The sequence below is a fragment of the Glutamicibacter ardleyensis genome, from assembly GCF_014644555.1.
GTDB classification, from domain to species: Bacteria; Actinomycetota; Actinomycetes; order Actinomycetales; family Micrococcaceae; genus Glutamicibacter; species Glutamicibacter bergerei.
Genome location: NZ_BMKX01000003.1, coordinates 54013 through 69883 on the forward strand (window position 1 = coordinate 54013; position 15871 = coordinate 69883).

A 15871-nucleotide genomic window follows, 5' to 3' on the forward strand; every position below is an offset into this window, starting at 1 on the left:
GGCAGCGATCAAACCTAGACCTCCTCTACGGAGTTTGGCTCCGACCGGGAAAGGTCGATGCCAAGCTCTTCCGCCGCACGGAACGATTCCTCGTCCGATTCGCGCATTTCGATCGTGTTGCCGTCGGTACCAAGTACCTCAACGTTCAAGCACAACGACTGCATTTCCTTGATGAGCACCTTGAACGACTCTGGAACGCCTGGTTCCGGAACGTTCTCGCCCTTGACGATGGCTTCGTAGACCTTTACACGTCCGTGGATATCATCCGACTTGATGGTCAAAAGTTCCTGCAGGGTGTAAGCGGCGCCGTAGGCTTCCAGTGCCCAAACTTCCATCTCACCGAAGCGCTGGCCACCGAACTGGGCCTTACCACCAAGTGGCTGCTGGGTAATCATGGAGTATGGACCGGTGGAACGTGCGTGAATCTTGTCGTCCACCAAGTGGTGAAGCTTCAAGATGTACATGTAGCCAACGGAAACCGGGTCCGGGAAAGGCTCGCCGGAACGACCATCGTACAAACGGGTCTTACCGGTGTTACCGATCAGACGCTCGCCATCACGAGTGAGGTTCGTTGAATCCAAGATTCCGCGGATTTCCTCTTCCGAGGCACCATCGAAGACCGGGGTCGACACGGTGGTCGGTCCGGACTGACGAGGCAAGTTAGGCAGATCCTTCACCCAAGCCGGCTCGTTTTCGATGTTCCAGCCCTGCTTGGCAGCCCATGCGAGGTGGATTTCCATAACCTGACCGACGTTCATACGGCCTGGCACACCCAGTGGGTTCAAGATGATATCCAGTGGGGTTCCGTCTTCGAGGAACGGCATGTCCTCAAGTGGCAGAATCTTGGAAATAACACCCTTGTTACCGTGACGACCGGCAAGCTTGTCACCATTGGTGATCTTGCGCTTCTGTGCCACGTAGACGCGAACCAGCTGGTTGACACCTGGGGAAAGGTCATCATCGTTGTCGCGATCGAAGATACGAACGCCAATGACGGTGCCCGACTCGCCGTGCGGAACCTTCAGCGAAGTATCGCGAACTTCGCGGGACTTCTCACCGAAGATCGCGCGCAACAGACGCTCTTCTGGGGTCAGCTCGGTTTCACCCTTAGGGGTGACACGGCCTACCAGCACGTCGCCGGCTTCAACTTCAGCACCGATGTAGACGATGCCGCGGTCATCAAGCTGGGACAGGATGTCCTCGGAGACGTTCGGGATGTCACGAGTGATTTCCTCGGCACCAAGCTTGGTGTCGCGGGCATCAACTTCGTGCTCTTCGATGTGAATCGAGGTCAGCACGTCTTCGAAGATCATGCGCTGCGAAAGAATGATCGCATCCTCGAAGTTGTGGCCTTCCCATGACATGAATGCCACGAGCAGGTTCTTACCCAAGGCAAGCTCACCCTTGTCGGTCGAAGGACCGTCGGCGATGATCGACTGGAATTCCAGACGGTCACCTTCGTTAACCAGAACGCGCTGGTTGTACGCGTTGCCCTGGTTCGAGCGGGAGAACTTCATGATTGGGTACATCGACTCGGTGCCGTCATCATTCATGACAACAACCAGGTCTGCGGAAACCTCGGTGACAACACCTGGCTTCAGCGCAACGATGGAATCGCCGGCGTCAACCGCGGCGAACTTCTCCATGCCGGTACCAACCAGTGGCGACTCCGAAGCCAACAGCGGCACAGCCTGGCGCTGCATGTTGGCGCCCATCAGTGCGCGGTTAGCATCGTCGTGCTCGAGGAATGGAATCAGTGCGGTTGCAACGGAAACCATCTGGCGAGGCGAAACGTCCATGTAGGTCACTTCGGAAGGCTCAACGATAACGGGCTCGCCGCCACCGCCCTTTTCACGAACTAGCACGGTCTCTTCAAGGAAGCGGCCGTCTTCTCCCAGTGGAGCGTTAGCCTGTGCGATGAAGTGCTGAAGCTCGTCATCTGCGGTCAGGTAGTCAACCTCGTTGGAAACAACGTTGTCCTTAACACGACGGTAAGGAGTTTCGATGAAGCCGAAGGAGTTGATGCGTCCGTAGGTAGCCAACGAACCGATCAGACCAATGTTTGGACCTTCGGGAGTTTCAATTGGGCACATACGTCCGTAGTGGGACGGGTGAACGTCTCGAACTTCCATGCCTGCGCGGTCACGGGACAGACCACCTGGGCCCAGAGCCGACAAGCGACGCTTGTGGGTCAGACCGGCCAGTGGGTTGTTCTGGTCCATGAACTGCGAGAGCTGCGAAGTACCGAAGAACTCCTTGATTGCAGCAACCACAGGGCGGATGTTGATCAGCGTCTGCGGGGTGATCGCTTCCACGTCCTGGGTGGTCATGCGCTCACGCACAACACGCTCCATACGGGAAAGACCGGTGCGGATCTGGTTCTCGATCAGCTCGCCTACGGCGCGGATACGACGGTTACCGAAGTGGTCGATGTCATCTACGTTGACCGGTACGTCGACGATCTCGCCCTTGCGGGTACCGGAGATGGTCTTCTCGCCTGCGTGCAACGCGACGAGGTAACGGATCATTGCAATGATGTCGTCCTGGGACAGAACCGATGGGCTCTCGGCGTCAACCGGAACCTCTACACCAAGCTTGCGGTTGATCTTGTAACGACCAACCTTTGCCAGGTCGTAGCGCTTTGGCTCGAAGTACATGTTGCGCAGCAGACCCTGTGCAGCGTCCACCGTTGGTGGCTCGCCTGGGCGAAGCTTGCGGTAGATATCGAGCAAGGCTTCGTTCTGATCCTTGACGTTATCCTTCTCCAAGGTGGCACGAATTGAATCGTACTGACCGAATTCGGAGAGGATCTTTTCTTCGCTCCAGCCAAAGGCCTTGAGCAACACGGTGACCGACTGCTTACGCTTACGGTCCAAACGCACACCAACCTGGTCGCGCTTGTCGATTTCTAGTTCGAACCATGCACCACGCGAAGGAATGATGCGCGAGGAGTAGATGGTCTTGTCACTGGTCTTGTCCGGCGTGGACTCGAAGTACGCGCCTGGGGAACGGACCAGCTGCGACACAACAACACGCTCGGTGCCGTTGATGACGAAGGTGCCCTTGTCGGACATCAGTGGGAAATCGCCCATGAATACGGTCTGCTGCTTGATTTCGCCGGTTTCATTGTTCATGAATTCGGCCTTGACGTACAGCGGTGCCGAGTAGGTGGCGTCGCGATCCTTGCACTCTGCGATCGAGTACTTAGGATCAGCGAATTCCGGATCGGAGAAGCTCAAGGACATGGTGTCCTGGAAGTCTTCAATCGGGGAGATTTCCTCGAAGATTTCAGCCAGACCCGAGACAGCTGGCACGCTGGTGTCACCAGCGGCTTCGGCCTTGGCTAGGCGAGCCTTCCACAGGTCATTGCCGATGAGGCGGTCAAAGCTCTCAGTCTGCAATGCCAACAGGTTAGGCACTTCAAGGGGTTCGTTAATCTTTGCAAAAGAAAGTCGGCCAGCGTATGCAGCATCGCGAGCCGAACTAGCGGTTTGGTTGTTAGGGTTGCTCGAGGCGACCAAGATGGATCCTTCCAAAGACCGTCAGGTTTCCGAACGCCAACCGTGCTAAGGTGCCTGTCATAGGACAAGCCCTCGTGTGACGACGCGAACCCACCGCTATATGAAGGCCACGCGCGCAAACAGGTATGGCGCAAATTTCTACTCTACCGGAGTATTTTAAGCTTGTCGATATCCGCGAGAGAAATTCATGCTATAGTTTCTTGCTACTTTTTGAAGCGACCGGATTTCAGGCACATTTCTGCCATTCGCGGTTGTCACCGGCGATACCCAGAATGCCTTTCTGGTCGCAATTCCGCTCACATTCACCCACGTGAGAGAACAAAAACGGGACCTTAGGCGAATATCGGCCGCCTACCTGGACTCCCCCGCAGTGAAAACAGAATCGTCGCGGTCTATCGTCAGTGTGCAGTTACTCACAGTGGCAATAATTCACCAACTTCGACCTCTACGGAGTATCGCGTCCGCTATCGCACCGTAATTTTCATGAAATCTTTTTTGGCTGCTGCTTTTAGGTCATTGTGCCTTCGCACCGAGCCAACAATAGTGCGCTCATTCCCATTGAGCACCTTCCGCCTTAATGCCCCCGGCAGGGATGCGCAATAGGATTCACGTGCACCGTCTGAAGATTTTTCCGTTCTCCTTGGTCCCGCACGCCACCCACAGTCTTCGCAGACCGTAGACGCAGAACAAGCCATTAGACGTAAAGCTCGACTTACCATTGCCTGACTGTGTGTCCTAGATCTCCAAAAGTTCAAGATTATGAGCTAGCCTCGGGGGAAGGCTAAACCCAAGTGGCAGGAGCATCAGTGGAAATTGAAGTCTTATTTTCTGCTGAACCCTCCATGGGCAGCAAGCCTTGAGCCGGCGCAGAAGATAGCAGTCAAAAGCTAGGAGTGCAGAAGCATGAATCAGTCAAAGGTTAACGAAGCACTTACCCGAGTCAGCCTCGATGCTTCACGTCGGGATATACCTATTGAGATAGTTCCGCGTGAGCCGGCCAATTCTCTAGAGCACGCCGCAGAACTACTCGGTGTGATTCCAGCCCATTTGTTGAAGACTCTTGTTATTAAGCGTTCCGACGACACGTACCTATTTGCTTTGGTGCCAGGCGGACGGAAACTAAGCTGGCCGAAACTACGCGAAGTAGTAGGAGTTAACAAGCTTTCACTGCCAGATGCTGATATTGCCTACGACGTCACGCGCTACGTACGCGGAACGATTACTCCGTTCGGCTCTCATTCAGTGCTTCCGGTATATATCGATGCCAGCGTTTTCACAGAGCCTGTCCCCGAGGCAGTAGCTCTAGGATGCGGTGAACCCGAGCACGGACTACTGGTTGATCCTCAGGACCTGGTTAACGGATTTGATGCCACGATTGCCGATATTTCGATTTCCGAGTAGCCGAGCCAAGGCCTGAAACCGGAAGTCTTTGAGCCCAAGCGCTCAAAGCAGTCAGGGACTTGATGGATTCATTGCGTAGCCAGAGACCTACTGGCTTTTCAATAAAGCGAGCCACCAGGTAGGCCACGAGAAGCATGATGGCGAAGGTCAACGCAAGCAACACATATTTGTTCATGGTGTCGCTCAGGCTATGGATGATCCACCATCCCCAGATTTGGTGGAAGAGGTACAACGGGTAGGTCAGCGACCCTGCCACGACTAGCCATCGCGCCTGGACATTTTTCAGTGGCGTCAGCGTACATACTGCCAACAAGGCTACGCAGAGGACTGCCAGCAGCGAGAAGTGCCAGGCGGGGACAGTTAATCCAGAGAGGTAGTCGTTGTCGAAGCTACCCTTCAATCCGGTGAAGTAAGCAGAGACTACGGTGTTGAATGCGACCATAGCCCAACGCCCGATGGTGTGCCCGTTCTGGTAAATCAAAAACAGAACCATGCCGGCGGCGAATTGTGCCGCGTATTGCCCAGCAATCCACTCCTGGGCTTTGTCCATGCCAGCTACGTGCAGGAGGATTCCGAGAGTCGGCCAGATAAACGACAGCCACATGATGTTTTTGATTTTAACTAGTCCGACAACTAACAGCAGTGCAAGCAACACATAAAAGCGGAACTCCACCCACAGGGTCCAGTACACCCCGTCAAGGTCTCGCACTCCCATGCCCTGTTGGACCATGGTGAGGTTTGGGACGATATCCTCGCGGCTTCGTCCGTCCTGCGCGTCAGGCCAAATTTTGAAGGTGAGAACTGCCGCTGCAATCACCGCAAGCCAGTAGGCTGGATATAACCGGCCTAAACGTGAACCAATGAAGTGGATCAGGTTCTTGCCTTGGACGGACATCAAGATCACGAAGCCAGAGATCAAGAAGAAGAGCTGTACACCAATCAAGCCATAGCGGCTGAACTGCGAGAGTATCGGCCAAGCATCTGGAGCTTTAAGTCCCCAGTGGCTGTGTCCCCACGCGGTGTAGTGGTAAAGAACCACGATTAAGGCAGCGCTGATTCGTAGGCCGTCTAGTAAACCTAGCCGTGCACCTGTCTTCTTCGTTTCCTGAGTTTGAGTTGTTGACACCATTTCACTGTAAACAATGAACTTGAATAAACCCTGTTAATAGAAACGTTATAAAGCATTAGACACATTATTTGACTTTAACGACCAAAGGGCCCATGGACACGAAGTCCATGAACCCTTTGGCAATAAGTTGCGAGTGACCGCGGTACTTACTTTACGGTTACAGTTGCGCCGGCAGCTTCGAGAGCTTCCTTTGCCTTTTCTGCAGCTTCCTTGGTTGCACCCTCAAGGACAGCCTTTGGAGCCGAATCAACGACCTCCTTGGCTTCCTTCAGGCCGAGGGAAGTCAATGCACGAACTTCCTTGATGACTGCGATCTTCTTGTCGCCAGCCGACTCAAGAACGACATCGAATTCGGTCTGCTCTTCTTCAGCAGCAGCTGCGCCGCCTGCTGGGCCTGCAACGGCAACTGCAGCTGCAGTTACGTCGAAGGTCTCTTCGAATTCCTTCACGAACTCCGAGAGCTCGATGATGGTCATTTCCTTGAATGCTGAAAGCAGCTCTTCAGTGCTGAGCTTCGCCATGGTCGGCGTCCTTTCGGTTTTGGCCCTGAGGCCTATGAATTGGGGTTACGATGCGAAAGAGTCGCGAAAGCTTAGGCTTCTGCCGGAGCTTCCTCGGCAGCTGCGCCACCGTTCTCTTCTTCTAGCTTCAGACGCAATGCGTCCACGATGCGCACAGCAGCGGAGGCCGGAGCCTGCAGTACTGCAGCAACGCGAGCGAGCTGAGTTTCGCGGGATTCCAGGGCTGCCAGAGCGGCGATGCCGGCCTGGTCAAGGGCCTTGCCCTCGAAGAAGCCAGTCTTGACGACAAGCTTCTCATTAGCCTTTGCGAACTCCGTGAGGCTCTTTGCGGCAGCAACTGCGTCACCCTTGATGAAGGCGATTGCAGTCGGACCGGAAAGCTGACCATCGAATGCATCGATGCCAACTTCCTTCGCTGCGATAGCGGTCAAGGTGTTCTTCACAACTGCGTACTTGGTATCCTGACCAAGTGAGCGGCGAAGTTCCTTGAGCTGTGCAACGGTAAGCCCACGGTATTCGGTCAAGACAGCCGCAGTTGATTCCTTGAAGTCTGCAGCGATTGCTTCAATCGCTACAGTCTTGGTAGGCGTTGCCATAACACTCCTTCCGGGGATTTGTTCGGTACCGTTTCATAACCGGCGAGGCCAATAAAAAAGGCCCCGCGCAGGAGCACAGGGCATTTCAACTAATTCAAGTTAAAACAAATCTATGAAACCTGCGTTGGCCGCTCTTGCGAGCTCTTCGGGACTTATGCATGCATATGTCCGGCCGACGGTCTTCGGTATCTCTAGTCTAAACGGGGATTGTGGCATCTTCCAAATCGATAGCCGCACAGCCCCCATGATTCGACTCACTTAATGGTTGTTAAAAGACAAGGCCTGAAGCCAGCACTTGGGGGACGCTGACAACAGGCTACTTGTCGATATAAAAGTTTTGGGGAAACTCTTATATCCAGGTCCTACATGGTCTTGGGGGGCCCATGCAGAAGCTGCCGATCAAGTCGGTACTTAAACCTTATCACCACTTATTGAAGCAAAGGAACACATCTCAGACAGATCACCGGCAAAACTCAGGCAATTCGCATCTCTAGCTGCTGCGAGAATTTCCCTGCTGCTTTACCTCTAGTCATGGCCTGGTCCCCCGGTTGCCAAAAACCTGCGGTGGCACAAAACACGGCCCCTTTGAGAGGGTACTCACCACAACTTTAGCTCGCCAAAGCTACCGAGGTTTCCTCTGGTTCGTGGAATTACAAAAACCGCGGGGTAGATCAGATTTCTCTGATCTACCCCGCGGTTTTAGTACTCGTAAGGCTTAGGCCTCGACGCGAGTTACGTTCGAGTCAACAGGGATGCCTGGACCGAAGGTAGTCGAGATGGTCGCCTTCGAGATGTAGCGGCCCTTGGAAGAAGAAGGCTTCAAACGAAGTACTTCTTCCAGTGCTGCTGCGTAGTTCTCGTTCAGCTGCTTGGCTTCGAAGGAAGCCTTGCCGATGATGAAGTGAAGGTTGGCGTGCTTGTCGACGCGGAAGTCGATCTTGCCACCCTTGATGTCGGTAACAGCCTTGGCCACATCCATGGTCACGGTGCCGGTCTTAGGGTTTGGCATCAGGTTACGAGGACCCAAGATCTTACCCAAGCGGCCAACCTTACCCATGAGGTCTGGGGTTGCTACGGCCGAGTCGAAGTCGGTCCAGCCGCCCTGGATCTTTTCGATCAGGTCGTCCGAGCCTACGAAGTCAGCGCCGGCTGCGCGGGCTGCTTCTGCCTTGTCACCGTTGGCGAAGACAACCACGCGGGCGGTCTTACCGGTGCCGTGTGGAAGGTTCACGGTACCGCGAACCATCTGGTCTGCCTTGCGTGGGTCAACACTCAAGCGGAAAGCAACCTCAACGGTCGAGTTGGTCTTTTCGCCTGCGATGTCTTTGGCCAAGGCAATTGCCTCGGTTGGCTCGTAGAACTTGTCAGCCACGATCTTAGCCGCGGCGGCTACGTATGCTTTGCTGCGCTTTGCCATCTGCGTTATCTCCTTATGCAGTCGTGGTCATATGGACCGCGCCCGGTCCTGCCACGGGCAAGCTGGGGGTTCCCTGCTCGCCTTGATAATAAATTCTTTGGTGTAGTCACCGAGGTGAACTACGAAAAGCTAAAAATTAGCCTTCGACGGTGATGCCCATGGAACGGGCGGTACCGGCGATGATCAACGAGGCGGCAGCCAAGTCGTTAGCGTTGAGGTCAGCCATCTTGGTGTTGGCGATCTCTTCAACCTGTGCCTGGGTCAGCTTTGCAACCTTGTCGGTGTGCGGGGTAGCTGAACCCTTAGCAACGCCAGCAGCCTTCTTGATCAGCTCTGCAGCTGGAGGAGTCTTGGTGATGAAGGTGAATGAACGGTCTTCGTACACGGTGATTTCAACTGGTACAACGTTACCGCGCTGCGACTCAGTCGCTGCGTTGTAAGCCTTGCAGAATTCCATGATGTTGACACCGTGCTGGCCAAGTGCAGGACCAATTGGCGGAGCCGGGTTAGCGGCACCTGCATTGATCTGCAGCTTGATGAGTCCAGTGACCTTTTTCTTTGGGGCCATGTCGGGTCCTTATGCTCTTGCAGTTCCCATAACACAGGAGCGTGTTACGGGTTGTGGCTGTCGTGGCGCGACAGCCGAACGCGCCCTCACCCCGTAAAGCAAACGGAATGGGGCACGAAGACTTAATACTACTGGATCTTGGTGACCTGATTGAAGTTCAAGGTCACTGGGGTCTCGCGTTCGAAGATCGAAACGAGGACAACCAGCTGAGCAGATTCCAGCTTGATTTCGGAAATCGTCGCCGGCATGGTCTCGAATGGACCGTCGTTGACGGTAACCGCTTCTCCGACCTCAAAATCGACGGTGACTTCGGTGATTGGCGAACGGCCTGGCTTGGAAGCCGATGGTTGTTCGATCGGATCAACCACGGTGTGCTCCAGCATGGAGAACACTTCGTCAAGGTTCAAAGGGTTCGGATCGTGAGCGTTTCCTACGAAGCCGGTGACGCCTGGAGTGTGTCGAACTACACCCCACGAAGCGTCGGTCAGTTCCATACGAACCAGGACGTAGCCCGGGATACGTACACGACGAACGATTTTGCGCTGAGTGTTCTTGACCTCAACGACTTCTTCCATCGGAACCTGGATTTCATAGATGAAATCATCCATGTCCTGGGTCTGAATACGAGTCTCAAGGTTCAGCTTGACGCGGTTTTCGTAACCTGCGTAGGTGTGAATAACGAACCAGTCACCTGGCTGACGGCGCAGCTTCGAACGGAATTCTTCCTTGAGCTTTGCGACTACGTCTTCTTCAGAATCCGCTTCTTCTTCATCGGCTTCTACTTCGTCTTCTGCAGACTCAGTGACAGCTTCGTCAGTTTCAGCTTCAACAGATTCGTCTTCAACAACTTCGGTCTGAACTTCTTCTTCAGCAACAACGGCTGGAGCTTCGGTCTCGTCTGTCGCAACGTCAGCGGAGGTTTCTACCTGCTCGCTTTCAGTTTCAACGAACTCGTTTTCGACCTCGTCATTAATCTGCGGTTCGAGTTCCTTGTCGGACACTGCAGCTCCTGCTTTCTTTGACTGAATGACATCTAACTACCTGCCGGCGATTATACCGCCGTGGCAAATAATTTACTGTTCTGGCTGATTAGTGAACAGGAGGATCGAGCCTTGGCCCAAAATGAGGTCAAGCACCGTAACGATCAACATGACGATGCAAACAAAACCGATTACGACGAGCGTGTAATTGATCAGCTCGCTCCGCGTTGGGGTCACGACTTTTTTTAGTTCCGCGATTACCTGGCGCAGGAAAAGGAAGATGCGTCCGAAGAAGCCCTTCTTTGCCTTGTCACCGTTTCCGGGATTAACGGCAGCTGATTCGCTCAACTTGATCCTCGTTTCAAATTTTTTGGCCAGTTGAAACAATCACGGTGCGTCGCAGCCGGACCGACCACAACACACCGTGATTTGAGATTCGCTGTGCGATTATTATCGCAACTGCGCAGGGCAGACAGGACTCGAACCTGCAACCTGCGGTTTTGGAGACCGCTGCGCTACCAATTGCGCCACTACCCTTTGAGCTACCGCTCTTACTACACACATCTTAGCCGATAGGTGTTTGACCATGTCGTTGTCGATGTCTGAGCAACGAGAAATAACTTTACGCAACGAAATAGCAAATGTCGAACTGACTGCCCGCTGTGTGTCGCACACCGCATTCCGCGCCACTGATCATAAACAGTTCGTGTCATTTACCGACTTCGCCGAGCATAGCTAATTGCAGGCTACTAGGATTGCAGGTAACAGCAGCTCACGTACCGTCAGGATGCACTTTCTATGTCTAGAATTTCTCGCCGCATCGGCGCCATCTCCGAGTCCGCCACCCTCGCAGTAGATGCCAAGGCGAAAGCACTCAAAGCCGCCGGCCGTCCAGTGATTGGATTCGGCGCCGGCGAGCCGGACTTCCCAACCCCGGACTACATAGTCCAGGCAGCAGTCGAGGCAGCCAAGGATCCAAAGAATCACCGGTACTCCCCCGCAGCAGGTCTGCCGGAGCTTCGCGAAGCAATCGCCGAGAAGACCTTGCGTCATTCCGGGTACGAGCTCAGCGGATCTCAGGTACTGGTGACCAACGGTGGCAAGCAAGCGGTTTACAACACCTTTGCAGCCCTGCTTGATCCAGGCGATGAAGTCATCATCCCCGCACCGTACTGGACAACCTACCCGGAGTCCGTCCAGCTCGCCGGTGGTGTGCCAGTATCAATCTTTGCCGGACCCGAGCAAGGCTACAAGGTCACCATTGAACAACTAGAGTCGGTGCTCACCGAACGAACAAAAATCCTTCTGTTTGTGTCACCGTCTAACCCGACCGGCGCCGTGTACACCGCGGAGCAAATCACCGAAATTGGTCGCTGGGCTGCATCCAAGGGTCTATGGGTAGTCACCGATGAAATCTATGAACACCTCACCTATGGGGATGTTACCTTCAACTCGATCGCCACGCTGGTCCCCGAGCTCGAGGATCGTGTGGTCATCCTCAACGGTGTCGCCAAAACCTACGCCATGACCGGTTGGCGCGTGGGCTGGATGGCCGGGCCACTAGATGTCATCAAGGCCGCCACTAACCTGCAGTCCCATGCGACTTCAAACGTGGCCAACGTATCCCAACGGGCAGCTTTGGCCGCCGTTGCCGGTCCACTGGATGCGGTTGAAGAAATGAAGATGGCTTTCAACCGTCGCCGTCTGGCTATTGTCCAGGGGTTGAACTCTATCGAGGGGCTGCACTGCCCAATGCCCGATGGTGCTTTTTACGCCTACTCGGACGTGCGTGGCCTCTTAGGTCGCAAGATCCGCGGAGTTGTGAACAACACGAGCGCCGAGCTAGCCGCGTTCATTCTTGAGCAGGCTGAAGTAGCAGTCGTTCCTGGTGAAGCCTTTGGCCCGTCGGGATACATTCGCATGTCCTACGCGCTAGGCGATGCAGACCTCGCCGAGGGTATCTCACGCATGGCTAAATTGCTAGGCGACAGCGAATAAATCTTCAAGCAAAACGCGTATGGCTCGATCCTTGAGGATCGAGCCATACGTGTTTTACCGGTTTCTTAGAGGATTTTTCGGTCTACTGCCCAACGGGTGAGCTCATGGCGATTTGAAAGCTGTAGTTTGCGCAAGACATTAGATACATGCGATTCAACAGTTTTCACTGAGATGAATAGTTCTTTGGCTACTTCCTTATAGCTGTACCCGCGCGCAATCAGACGCATCACTTGCAGTTCACGGTCCGAAAGCAGATCAAGCTCTTCATCGATGCCCATCACCTCGGCCACACTGGAACTTCCAAAGGCGTCCAGCACAAACCCTGCTAGCCGTGGCGAGAAGACCGCATCCCCACCGGCCACCCGCCGGACCGCGTCAGAGATCTCTGTCCCGGAAATGCTCTTGGTGACATATCCGCGCGCTCCGGCACGAATTACGGTGACGACGTCCTGTGCGGAGTCTGAAACGCTGAGCGCCAAAAACTTAGTGTTGCCCAAAAGATGCGCGCAGCCGGCAAGTACTTCTGCACCTCCGCCACCACGCCCACCAGGTAAATGCACGTCGAGCAGCACCACGTTGGGGCGCTCTCGCTCGATGACCTCGATGGCGCTCTCGACGCTGCCTGCCTCGCCAACGATCACTAGATCTTCGCTGAGATCCGCACGTAGGCCGGAGCGGAAAATTCCGTGGTCATCAACTAGGACAACACGAATGTTCTGCTCATTGCTCAGTTCGCTACTCATTGTTTTGTTCTTCCTGCTCGCTGCTTCGCGGCATGCTCAAGGCCACTTCGGTGCCGGTTTCACTACTGCGGATTACGGCTTTGCCCCCGGCACGCTCCATACGTCCAATAATCGATTCGCGCACCCCATGCCGATCCTCTTCAATGGCTTCGACATCAAAGCCACTGCCTCGGTCCCTGATAAATATTTCTACTAGTTCCTTGTTGCACTCTAGATATACGGAAATCTTTCCTTCGGCATGTTTCGCCGCGTTCATCATTGCCTCGCGGCTTGCTGCGACTAGAGCCTGTTGTCCGTCGAATCCTTTGGCATGACCCACTGCAATCACATCAACATCACGTAACATCAGTTTTTCGATATTATCTGCTTCGGACTGCAACTCCACGACAACGTCTTCTTCATCGAGGTCTTCGGTCTCATAAAGCCATGCTCGCAGTTCACGTTCTTGCACCCTGGCTAAGGTACGCACGGCCGCCGGATCATCACTACGTTTTTGGATCACAGCCAGTGTTTGCAAGACCGAATCATGTAGGTGCGCGGCAAAGTCAGCACGCTGTGCGGCGGCTTGGCGAGAACTTCTCTCGGCGAGGTAATCACGCCACAAGCGGGCACCCCACGGCAGCAACACCACCACCGCGCCGGCAATAATTGCTAACGCCGCCCACATGCCACCGATTAGATCCGAGGTGCTCACGGTACCGCTCAAAATAGCCAGTAACCCACCGATGGCAAGAATCAGCCCCAGGATCAACCGTCCGAGCACCATTGCCCTGGACTTGCTATCCCCAGATAAACGCTGCCCATCAATCTGCAGCCAAGCCAAAAGCACACCAGCCACAATGCCCATGGCCGGCCAGATCAGGTCCCAGCGGATGTTCAGTCCCAGCCATTGCGCTAAGGCCAACACCGCAATAAGCAATAAGCCGGTACCCATGAGCGTCTCCCGCCAGGAGGCGAGCTTCGCTGTCATTTCCTTAGGGCTTGGGATCCCTTGCTGAACACGACCCATTTCTTCGGCGAGCGTTCGCCTGCTTGTCCCCCACGAACGCAGTTGGTCTGCTTTGGATTCTTCGGCACTAGGGGTAAAAACCCACAACCAGGCATAGAGCAGCACTCCTACCCCGCCTAACGCGGTCAGTGCGACAAATCCGAAACGAACATAGCTCACCGGGAATCCAAGGTGCGCCGCTAACCCGCCGCATACCCCCGCGATGAGCCCTGAATCGCTGCGAACAATCGAAGTGCGCTGCTCAGAACTTTCCATAGTGACAAGTCAAGCATGATCCTCAGAATAAAACTGGGCTTGGAGCAGAAGTGGGGGTCCACTAGGGGAAGAATCAGGGTAGCCCCTCATAGCGTCAACACGCTTCACGCGAGAGGATTGAAGCATGAACAACGAACACCCTTCACCCAGCAATATCTTTGAGCGACTGCGCGGCGCAGGCATCAATCGCCAAGACTCGCAGTGGCTCGGCGGTGTCGCGGCCGGTATCGCCACTCGACTCAACGTTGATGTCGTGTTGGTGCGTGGCGTTTTTGTTGCACTGAGTTTGTTGGCTGGCTTCGGGCTCATTATTTACGCGATTGCTTGGGCCTTACTGGCTGATACCAGCGGAAAAATCCATTTGGAACAAGCTATTGTCAACAAAGAATGGGCCGCTGCATTAACCGGTGCTTCCATTTTTCTAGGTGTTGGCATCTTCGTTGCCCCGTGGCTTCTGAGTACCGTGGCACCAGTGCTCTGGCCGGTCTTGGTGATTGCCGGTATCGCATTTGTGATCTTTAGCCGCAGAAACAGTAAGTTCGCCGGGTCTAAAGCTACACATTCGGAGGATCACAAAACAAAAACTCCAGCGACGGACACCACGTCGGCGCCCCATCCGCGCACTGGGTCGGTCATCGAAGTTCCGTGGCGAGATCCCGGTGAGTCATCTTTTAGCGTCAGCGCGACCATGCCGACTGCCGCAGATTCGGCGACCACTTCCTTCGCCACCACACGTCAGCAGCAACCGAAGTTTGAGGAGAAGCCAGTGGAACCCGATACTTACGGCGCCGGCCAAGAGCCACGCCACACGCCGCCACAGGAGGATCCACCCTTCGGTAAGCCGGCAAAGAAGTTACGCAACGCTCCTCCGATCCCCGGATGGGTCTCAACGGTAATCCTCGGTGTGACTGTTCTAGCCGTCGCACTGATTCTCAGCCTCGACTACCTCAAGATGGTGGATCTGCCAGGAAACGGTTGGTCCGTAGCCTTAGCATCCGGTTTGTTCCTTGTGGGCCTGTCCATGGTCTTTGCCGCACTTTCAAATCGCACCAGTGGCGGGCTTTTAGGACTAGCAATCCCCCTGCTCGTCCTAACGGTCGTCTTTTCCGGTTCAGACTTCCGCCCGGGAAATAACGGAATTTATCAGTCAGCTGATAAGGACAGTGAGTACAGCGCGGTCTTCAGCAGTTCAACCGTGGATTTACGGGGCCTGAACAACATCACCGCCCCAAAAACCGTTGAAATTGATTCGGTTTTTTCGAAGCTTGATATTGCCTTACCGGCGAACGTGCCGGTCCAAATCGAAACTAACGGGCTTTTTCTTTCCAATGATGGTGCGCAGTTGCCCCAGGACAACATGAATTTTCCAGCAGACGCTCCGGTGCTCACGGTCAAGATTGATGGTGTCTTTTCCAGTTTTGACACCAGCATTTCAACACCGGGCCTCACCGAAACCAAGACAGATTTCTAAGGAGCAGACACCATGAACACCTCACCACAGAGCGAATCAAAGTTCCCTGCCGGCACGCTGGTTTTCGGTCTGATCCTGATCGTCATTGCGCTTGCCTCGCTCAGCCAGACCGTCTTTAACTGGCAGTTCGACACTCCCTTATTCTTCATCAGCCTCGTAGCACTGGCCGGTGTAGCCATGATTTTTTCGGGTATTGCGTCGGCACGCAAAGCTAAACTCAAGAACAACGACAACTTTTCTAGCAACAACAAATAACTTCAGG

General features: G+C 54.5%; 14 protein-coding genes and 1 tRNA gene. 4 read left to right on the forward strand and 11 right to left on the reverse strand.

Going from position 1 to position 15871, the window contains the following annotated elements; genetic code table 11:
- Positions 1-14: 14 nt before the first annotated feature.
- On the reverse strand, positions 15-3521 hold the full coding sequence (rpoB, locus tag IEX04_RS08020; protein WP_188684951.1) for a DNA-directed RNA polymerase subunit beta: 3507 nt from the start codon (positions 3519-3521) through the stop codon (positions 15-17).
- Positions 3522-4424: 903 nt separating this feature from the next.
- Between rpoB and IEX04_RS08025 the strand changes: the two genes are divergently transcribed.
- Complete coding sequence (locus IEX04_RS08025) at positions 4425-4922, forward strand: aminoacyl-tRNA deacylase (RefSeq protein WP_096256911.1); 498 nt, start codon at positions 4425-4427, stop codon at positions 4920-4922.
- On the opposite strand, the gene IEX04_RS08030 is transcribed toward IEX04_RS08025, so the two are convergent.
- The 8 genes from IEX04_RS08030 to IEX04_RS08065 all read right to left on the reverse strand — a co-directional run bounded on the left by IEX04_RS08030 (position 4876) and on the right by IEX04_RS08065 (position 10670).
- Positions 4876-6051: an acyltransferase family protein gene (locus tag IEX04_RS08030; protein WP_188684953.1), complete on the reverse strand. Its 1176-nt coding sequence runs from the start codon at positions 6049-6051 to the stop codon at positions 4876-4878. The genes IEX04_RS08025 and IEX04_RS08030 overlap by 47 nt on opposite strands.
- 146 nt (positions 6052-6197) lie before the next feature.
- Positions 6198-6572 carry a 50S ribosomal protein L7/L12 gene (rplL, locus tag IEX04_RS08035; protein WP_096256913.1) on the reverse strand — a complete coding sequence of 125 codons (375 nt, stop codon included), beginning with the start codon at positions 6570-6572 and terminating at the stop codon, positions 6198-6200.
- A 71-nt stretch (positions 6573-6643) separates the two neighbouring features.
- Positions 6644-7168 carry a 50S ribosomal protein L10 gene (gene rplJ / locus IEX04_RS08040; RefSeq protein ID WP_096256914.1) on the reverse strand — a complete coding sequence of 175 codons (525 nt, stop codon included), beginning with the start codon at positions 7166-7168 and terminating at the stop codon, positions 6644-6646.
- Between the two features lie 715 nt (positions 7169-7883).
- Complete coding sequence (rplA, locus tag IEX04_RS08045) at positions 7884-8585, reverse strand: 50S ribosomal protein L1 (protein ID WP_096256915.1); 702 nt, start codon at positions 8583-8585, stop codon at positions 7884-7886.
- A 136-nt stretch (positions 8586-8721) separates the two neighbouring features.
- On the reverse strand, positions 8722-9153 hold the full coding sequence (rplK, locus tag IEX04_RS08050) for a 50S ribosomal protein L11 (protein WP_096256916.1): 432 nt from the start codon (positions 9151-9153) through the stop codon (positions 8722-8724).
- 128 nt (positions 9154-9281) lie between these two features.
- On the reverse strand, positions 9282-10154 hold the full coding sequence (nusG, locus tag IEX04_RS08055) for a transcription termination/antitermination protein NusG (protein WP_188684954.1): 873 nt from the start codon (positions 10152-10154) through the stop codon (positions 9282-9284).
- Positions 10155-10226: 72 nt separating this feature from the next.
- Positions 10227-10481: a preprotein translocase subunit SecE gene (gene secE / locus IEX04_RS08060; protein WP_096257076.1), complete on the reverse strand. Its 255-nt coding sequence runs from the start codon at positions 10479-10481 to the stop codon at positions 10227-10229.
- A 116-nt stretch (positions 10482-10597) separates the two neighbouring features.
- Positions 10598-10670: transfer RNA gene (locus IEX04_RS08065), tRNA-Trp, on the reverse strand.
- A 261-nt stretch (positions 10671-10931) separates the two neighbouring features.
- On the opposite strand from IEX04_RS08065, the gene IEX04_RS08070 reads away from it, so the two are divergent.
- Positions 10932-12131 (forward strand): pyridoxal phosphate-dependent aminotransferase, encoded by a 1200-nt coding sequence (locus IEX04_RS08070; RefSeq protein WP_188684956.1) that lies wholly within the window; start codon positions 10932-10934, stop codon positions 12129-12131.
- Between the two features lie 65 nt (positions 12132-12196).
- Here the strand turns inward: IEX04_RS08070 and IEX04_RS08075 are convergent, their stop codons facing one another.
- Positions 12197-12874 carry a LuxR C-terminal-related transcriptional regulator gene (locus tag IEX04_RS08075; protein ID WP_188684958.1) on the reverse strand — a complete coding sequence of 226 codons (678 nt, stop codon included), beginning with the start codon at positions 12872-12874 and terminating at the stop codon, positions 12197-12199.
- Positions 12867-14138 carry an ATP-binding protein gene (locus IEX04_RS08080; RefSeq protein WP_188684960.1) on the reverse strand — a complete coding sequence of 424 codons (1272 nt, stop codon included), beginning with the start codon at positions 14136-14138 and terminating at the stop codon, positions 12867-12869. The genes IEX04_RS08075 and IEX04_RS08080 overlap by 8 nt, the downstream gene beginning before the upstream one ends.
- Positions 14139-14262: 124 nt before the next feature.
- Here IEX04_RS08080 and IEX04_RS08085 point away from each other — a divergent pair, with 124 nt between their 5' ends.
- Together IEX04_RS08085 and IEX04_RS08090 are read left to right on the forward strand one after the other, a co-directional pair.
- The gene (locus tag IEX04_RS08085) at positions 14263-15609 is read left to right on the forward strand and encodes a PspC domain-containing protein (RefSeq protein WP_188684962.1); all 1347 of its coding nucleotides are present in this window, start codon (positions 14263-14265) and stop codon (positions 15607-15609) included.
- Between the two features lie 12 nt (positions 15610-15621).
- Positions 15622-15864, forward strand: a complete 243-nt coding sequence (locus IEX04_RS08090; protein WP_096256922.1) for a hypothetical protein — start codon at positions 15622-15624, stop codon at positions 15862-15864.
- Positions 15865-15871 lie beyond the last annotated feature (7 nt).